Origin of the sequence: Hymenobacter terricola (genome assembly GCF_017921975.2) — a bacterium.
Lineage (GTDB): Bacteria > Bacteroidota > Bacteroidia > Cytophagales > Hymenobacteraceae > Hymenobacter > Hymenobacter terricola.
Map to the genome: position 1 here is coordinate 1 of NZ_JAGEMO020000099.1, position 6,768 is coordinate 6,768.

Consider the following 6,768-nt stretch of genomic DNA (forward strand, 5'->3'; position numbering starts at 1 on the left):
TCGGCATTGACTTATTAAACGTCTTGTTATTCTGTTTATTGCGTGTCGTAATTGGTGTCGTAATCGGCAGGTGTATCTTGCGGCATGATTGCTCCTGACGCTTTGTACCACGACCCAGCCGCCGTGGCGCCGCTGACGCCCAGCCCCTGGCCCGCGGACCTGCGCGCCTTGGCCTTGCAGCTGGTGGAAGCCGCCGCCCGGCTCACCGACCGCCTGCACCCGGTCACGGCCGCGGCCCTAGCCGAGTTCCTGCGCCCGGCCAACAGCTACTACTCCAACCTAATCGAGGGCCACGACACCCACCCGCTCGACATCGCCCGCGCCCTGCAGGCCGACTACGCCGACGACCCCCGTCGCCGCTCGCTCCAACTCGAGGCCCGGGCCCATGTCGCCGTGCACGCCCGCCTGCCCGAACTGCTCGCCGCGGCCGACCACAACCCCTACACCGGCGCGTTCTGGTGCGCGCTGCACGCGGCCTTTTACGCCCACCTGCCCGCCGACTTCCGCTGGGCCCGCGCGGCCGACGGCACGCCCCTGGAAGTGCTGCCCGGAACGCTGCGCGCCACCGAGGTGCGCGTGGGCCAGCACGTGGCCCCGGCCGCCGCGGCCCTGCCGGCCTTCCTTCGCCAACTCGAGGCCGGCTACCGCCCCGCCGGCGAGCCCGACCGCTTGGCCCGGGTAGCCCGCATCGCCGCGGCCCACCACCGCCTGGCGTGGGTCCACCCTTTCCTCGACGGCAACGGCCGGGTAGGACGCCTGTTCAGCGACGCGGCCTTCCGCGCCGAGGGGCTCGACGCCGGCGGGCTCTGGTCGATGTCGCGCGGGTTGGCCCGCCAGCAGGCCGCCTACCAGCGGGCCCTGGCCGCGGCGGATGCCCGGCGCTACAACGACTACGACGGGCGGGGCAACCTCTCGGAGCGGGCCCTGGTGGCCTTTTGCCGGTTCTTTCTGGAAGTAGCCCTCGACCAGGTCACCTACATGAGCGGGGCCTTGGCCGTCGACGGGGTGCTGGCCCGGCTGCGCGGGCTGGTGCAGTTGCTGGTTGTGAAGCGCAAGTGGCGGCCTGAAGCCTACTACGTGCTCGAAGCGGTGTTCTTGAAGGGCAGCATCGCACGGCGGGAAGTCGAGCGGCTCACGGGCTTGTCCGAACGCACCGCCAAGGCGCTGGCCAATACCCTGCTGGAGGCCGGCCTATTGGCGACCAACCCGGCGGACCACCTGACACCCTACCGGGCCGCTTATCCGGTGGCCTTTGCGCCGGCCCTGTTTCCCGGCCTCTACCCCGCTGGTAAGGAGATCGACATGCTCAACCAAGCTTAAGGCATCGTTCAAAAAAAGGAGCGAATAATTCTACGAACTTGGCAGCATGAACCCTCGCTTCTTAGCCTTATCCTTTTCATCCACCCCCGAATCAGCGGGATTTTCAGGTTCTCGAGGTGAGCAGCGTGCCTTGGCCGATGCCTACGGCTGGTACCGTCGTACCTTGTGCTGGGAAAGAACTTTACATTTTTTGCATGACAAAAATATACCAATGCTTACGGTCTGGCTATCGCGGTACTAGGCTCGTTCTGGCCTTGTTGCTCGTCGGCAGTTCGCTGGTGGCTCAGGCTCAATTGTTGAACTATGCGCCCACCGGCGCGACCGCCGTAGCGGGCACCTATACCGACCTGGGCACGACGGGCACCGTCATCTCGACCAGCAGCACCGACGACGCAAACTCGGCCGCTCAGAGCATTGGCTTCAGCTTCGGCTACAACGGGAGTGTGTTTACGCAGTTCGTGTTCAACACCAACGGCGTCGTTCGTCTGGGCAGCACCGCCCCCGCCGCGGCCCTGTACTACGACAACAACACCGCCAATACGACCAATACCAACCCGCTCGCCAGCTCTGCCTCAGCCACTTCTAATTTGCTCATGCCATTCAACGTTGACCTGGTGGCGGGGACCGGGGGCGCGCAATACCGCGTGGCCACCACCGGCGCCGTCGGGAGCCGCGTGTGCACCATTCAGTGGAAAAATGTGTCCGACAAAACCGGCGCGGGCGTCGACGCGGCCAACGTGACGCAGTTTGCCACTTTCAGCTTCCAGCTCAAGCTCTACGAAACCAGCAACCGCATCGAATTTGTGTATGGGCCGGTGACGGCTTCTTCGGGGGTGCTGAGCCGGCGCTACATCAACGTGGGACTCAAAGGCATGGCGCTGAACCAGGGGCAGGTTCTGCTGGCAACGAAACTCATCTCCTCGCCCTGGTCCACCACCCTGTTTCAAGACGCCAATTACACCGGCAGCTACTACAGCATCTCCAACCAAGTGCTGCCGGCGCTCGGCAGTACCTACCGCTTTGAGCCGACCACTGCCATCGCCATCATCAGCAGCATCAGTCCCGGCAGCGGTCTGGTGGGGAGCAGCCTGACGGTGAACGGCACGAACTTAACCGGTACCAGCTTGGTTGCCTTCACCGGCACCAGCAACAACACCGTGAGCACGGGCTTCGCGGTCAATGCCACGGGCACTCAGATTACGGGCATTACCGTGCCGGCCGGGGCGCAAACGGGCTCCGTGCGCGTCACCACCCCGCTTGGTCTGACCACCAGCTCCGACGTTTTCACCGTCATCGTGCCGCCGCCGGCGATTGTCAGCGTTGCTCCGGGCAGCGCCCTGCCCTTAACTCTGGTCACCATTACTGGCACCAATTTTACCGGCGCGACGGCGCTCACCCTGAACGGCGCACCGGTTCCCGGCTTCACGGTGGTCGATGCCACCACCATCACGTTTACCGTACCGATTAATGCCACCTCGGGCCCGTTGGCCGTGACCACGCCCCGGGGCACGGGCAGCAGCGCGACGCCGTTTACCGTGCTCTCCGCCGGACCGCCACTCCTCCTCCAAGCGGTGGCGCCTTCGGCTAATGCCCCGGCAGTGGGCCGGGCAACGCCGGTGACGGCGACCTTCGACCAGCCGCTGACCGCCGCTTCGGCCGCGGCGTTGCAGGTGTACTCTTCTCAGCGGGGGGGGCTGCTCACGCTGGCGGCTCCGGCCACGGTGAGCGGCAATACGCTCCAATTCACGCCCACTGCCGCGGGCTTTATGCCCGGCGAGACACTGACCGCCACCGTGACGACCACCGCCAAAGGCAGCACGGTCGGGTGGCTGGGCGCCCCGTACGTCTACCAGTTCACCGCGGCCGCGGCCGCGGCGACGGGCACCTTCGCCCCCCAAATGGACTACGCCACCGGGGCGGGCCCCTACAGCGTGGCGCTGGGCGACATGGACGGGGACGGACTACTGGACCTGGTCACGGCCAATCATACGGCGTATACGTTTTCGGTTCGGTTGGGCCAGGCCGGCGGCACCTTCTCGGCCACCAAGACGGATTATGGGAGTGGGGGATTTTCCAGTTGCGTGGCGCTGGGCGATGTGAACGGGGACGGCCGCTTGGATGTGGTCATCGGCCTCGAATACGGCTACGGCGTTCGGGTAGCGTTGGCTAACGCTGGGGGAGGCTTTACTTCCGCCTCCTATGCGACGACACAAAGCCCGTATGCGGTGGCGTTGGGCGATGTGAACGGCGACGGGATGTTAGACATCGTTGCCGTCGACAATTGGGATTGGGCGGCCTCGGTGCTGCTGGGCCGGGCAGGGGGCGGGTTTGCGCCCTACACCCGGTACGCCACCGGAGCCGTGCCCCTGGCGGTGGCGCTGGGCGACGTGAACGGCGACGGGCGCCCGGACATCGTAACGGCCAATAACGCCAACAGCACGGCTACGGTCCTGCTGGGTCTTGCGGGCGGCGGGTTTGCCACCCGGGTCGACTACGCGACGGGGCCGGGCCCGAAAGGAGTGGCGTTGGGCGACGTGAACGGCGACGGGCGCCTGGACATCGTGACGGCCAATTACGGGGCCAGCACCTCCGTGCTGCTGGGGCAGACCGGCGGCGGCTTTGCGGCCAAAGTGGAGTATGGCGCCGGAACCCACTCTTCGGGTGTGGCGCTGGGCGATGTGAACGGCGACGGGCGCCTGGACATCGCAACGGCCAATAACGAGGCCGCCACGACCTCGGTGCGGTTGGGCCAGGCCGGCGGCACCTTCGGGCCCGCGGTGGACTACGCGATTGGCGGAGAAACCTTTGGGGTGGCGCTCGGCGATGTGAGCGGGGATGGCCGTTTGGACATGGTGACGGCCAACAAAACGGCCAACACGGCCTCGGTGCTGCTGGGGCAAGGAGCCGTTCCTACCGCCAGCGTGCCCCCGTTGGCGGGCAGCTCCTTCACTGTCTATCCCAATCCAACGGCCGATGGGCGCCTGACCGTGAAGCTAGCCGGCTACCGCCAGACGAGCGAAATGCTGGTCCTCAACGCCTTGGGCCAGGTTGTTTTCACCCAGCAAGTGGCGGGCTCGACGGGAACAATTGCGCAAGCACTTGATTTGCGGCCATTGGCTCCCGGCGTTTACACGCTGCTGGTTAAAACCATGGGCAACGTCGATACGCGCCGCATCATCCGGGATTAACGGACTGGTAGGTCTTGGGGGATAAAAACGGCGGGTAGATTCCCGGCGTTCCTGGCGCAGGGCCAACGCAAGCGGCAAAGAATAACGCGGGAGTACGTGCCCACGCAAGAGGGCTTTCTCCATCCGGAAGATGTGGCGGGCGTGCTTAGCTAGGAATTTTCCTTGGGCAGTACGGCGGACTACACCGTATCGGCCACCGGCCTCACTTTTGACCATCCGGTAAGCTACGATGGCATGTCAAATTTAGTCTGGAAGGTGCTGACGGGCAACTTTCGGGTGGAATTCAGTTATGCCGAGTTGGCCCGCTTTTTAAAGCCCGACAGCCCACTGCGGCGGCTGGAATGAACCTGGCTTGACCGATTGGGGGTCACGTTCTGCTACTTCCAGTCTTGCCGAGTTGATGCAGTAGCACGTTCACGCAAACGGTCCCAATGGGGTAACGAGCGTGGTTCAGCGGAAAGAAGGCCACGCGAAATAAAGCACCGCCCCTTGCAGCAGCGTCAGGGCCAGGGTCACGCCCCAAAACGCGGCTTTGCGATTTTTGTGGCGCAGCAGCCACATCGCCGCCCACGCCCCGGGTGCTGCGCCGGGCAACGTGGCCCAATGCAATGTTTTCTCGGCAATGCGCCGCTGCTTCCGCTGGGCTTTGCGTTTGTCGACAGCGAAAAGCCCAAAACAGAGCAGGTTGACCAACAACAGGCCACTCAAGAGGATTTCCATGGTGCCCGCAAGGTATAAAGCAGCAGTCAGGGAAAGGGTCCGAATAGTATAACGAGGGTATGTTTCAACTTGGCGTATTTTCTTTGCCCGCTATTTCCTACGACCGTTACTCGTATCGGGAAACAATCAAAAAAGTACTGGATGGCTTCGTTTTCACTAGGTTGGGGAGGGTATACTTATCGGCCGACCCGGCCGGGCCCTTCTGCTGAAAAGTCCGGGAATACAGGGTAAACACGTTCGTCAGGTCCCCCAGCCATTGCGGGAGGGCCGTGCTCGTGCAGACCTCGGAAAAATCGGTCGCATTGGCGTAGGTGCGCGTCCAGCGCAGGGTGATGCCGCCGTTGCCCTGGGGCTGCGTGGCCACTATTTGCCGCCGGGCCAGGTCGATGTTCCAGGAGCACGTGACCTTCGTGTTGTGGCGCCAGCGCCGGCGAGCGGGCGTGCGGCGCTCCTGCAACACCATTTGATAGGTCTGTCCCGTGCGCGTGAGCGCGTAACAGGCCAAGGTGTCGCCGGTGAAGTCGGCGGCGGCGTTCCTCACGTACACGGCCTGCCCCGACTGCGCACGGCCGGGGCGCAGGCGCAGCAGTTCCCAGGGGCTGAACTCCTGGAGCAGCAGGAAGGCGTTCGCCTCGACCGATTCCTCGGTCGGATAATCGTGGAACAGGCCAAAGGCGACCGGGCGGCCCTGCTGCGCTTGGGGGACGTTTAACTGGTAGCGGACCTTGCCGCTGCTTCGCGGGTTGCGAACGGTTCCCGCGAGCCGATAATCTTCGCGCACCCGGTGCTTCGCTTCGCTCGGGCCGAGCGTTCGCACGGACTCCAGCAACACTTGGCGCTTGCCAAGCTGCACATACTGGTTGCTGGTGCTACGGCCCGTCGGCAGTATGGCTTCCTGGTAACGTAGCGTACTTTCCAGCCGGGTGTAGAAGACGGTATTGACCGCCGTGAAGTCTTGGGCTTGGGCAGCCGGAGCCGTTGCCACGGCCAACGCATACGCGAGCACCACGCAAGCCCGCCGGCGCAAAGAACACAGGCCAGAAAAGCCAAATGAGAGGGTATTTACGGGCACTGCGATGCTGTTTAGTAAATCGATTCGAGCGAACCAAGCAGTTCACCTAAACGGTGGTGGCTGTTGCAGAAGTCGGCAAGCAGTTCCAACCCGAGGAAGGCGAGCAAGGAGGCAGGTATAAAACGCCTGGTTAAGCCCATTTTTAGCGCTATCCAGCTCGTCGGAGCTGCGTTTACGGCCCTTTTCAGACTTCTGCAACAGCCACGGTGCTTTTGGTTGTTCGTCGTTGATTCCTAGAAGAGGGCAACGACATGGCGCAAGACCGACAGGCGTCCCCCACCTGAACGCCTGCTCCAACGCCTGTACGCTGCCGCGCGTGAACCGGAAAAAGCAGCGGAGCCGAAGGGCCCGCGTTTGCCCGCCTAAAACGGGTGTTTCGGCGCGTGTTTCACGGCGTTTTCGGGCCGTTTTCGGGAACGGCCCCGGGCCGTGGGGTCCCGATACCCAAAAACGGCCCGAAAATGCCGT

Annotated in this window: 4 protein-coding genes; 2 read left to right on the forward strand and 2 right to left on the reverse strand. The window is 63.9% G+C overall.

What is annotated here, in order from left to right:
- Positions 1–84 precede the first annotated feature (84 nt).
- Entirely contained in the window at positions 85–1,320 is a 1,236-nt protein-coding gene (locus J4G38_RS25270) for a Fic family protein (RefSeq protein WP_210521753.1), read from the forward strand.
- Positions 1,321–1,598: 278 nt separating this feature from the next.
- Complete coding sequence (locus tag J4G38_RS25275; protein WP_226163852.1) at positions 1,599–4,508, forward strand: FG-GAP-like repeat-containing protein; 2,910 nt, start codon at positions 1,599–1,601, stop codon at positions 4,506–4,508.
- Between the two features lie 450 nt (positions 4,509–4,958).
- On the opposite strand, the gene J4G38_RS25280 is transcribed toward J4G38_RS25275, so the two are convergent.
- Together J4G38_RS25280 and J4G38_RS25285 are read right to left on the reverse strand one after the other, a co-directional pair.
- Positions 4,959–5,228: a DUF1294 domain-containing protein gene (locus tag J4G38_RS25280; protein WP_210521750.1), complete on the reverse strand. Its 270-nt coding sequence runs from the start codon at positions 5,226–5,228 to the stop codon at positions 4,959–4,961.
- A 106-nt stretch (positions 5,229–5,334) separates the two neighbouring features.
- On the reverse strand, positions 5,335–6,237 hold the full coding sequence (locus J4G38_RS25285; protein WP_226163854.1) for a hypothetical protein: 903 nt from the start codon (positions 6,235–6,237) through the stop codon (positions 5,335–5,337).
- Between the last annotated feature and the right edge of the window lie 531 nt (positions 6,238–6,768).

Coding starts and splice junctions, on each gene's coding strand:
- J4G38_RS25270 (WP_210521753.1), top strand. CDS start 85: ATGATTGCTCCTGACGCTTTGTACCACGACCCAGCCGCCGTGGCGCCG.
- J4G38_RS25280 (WP_210521750.1), bottom strand. CDS start 5,228: ATGGAAATCCTCTTGAGTGGCCTGTTGTTGGTCAACCTGCTCTGTTTT.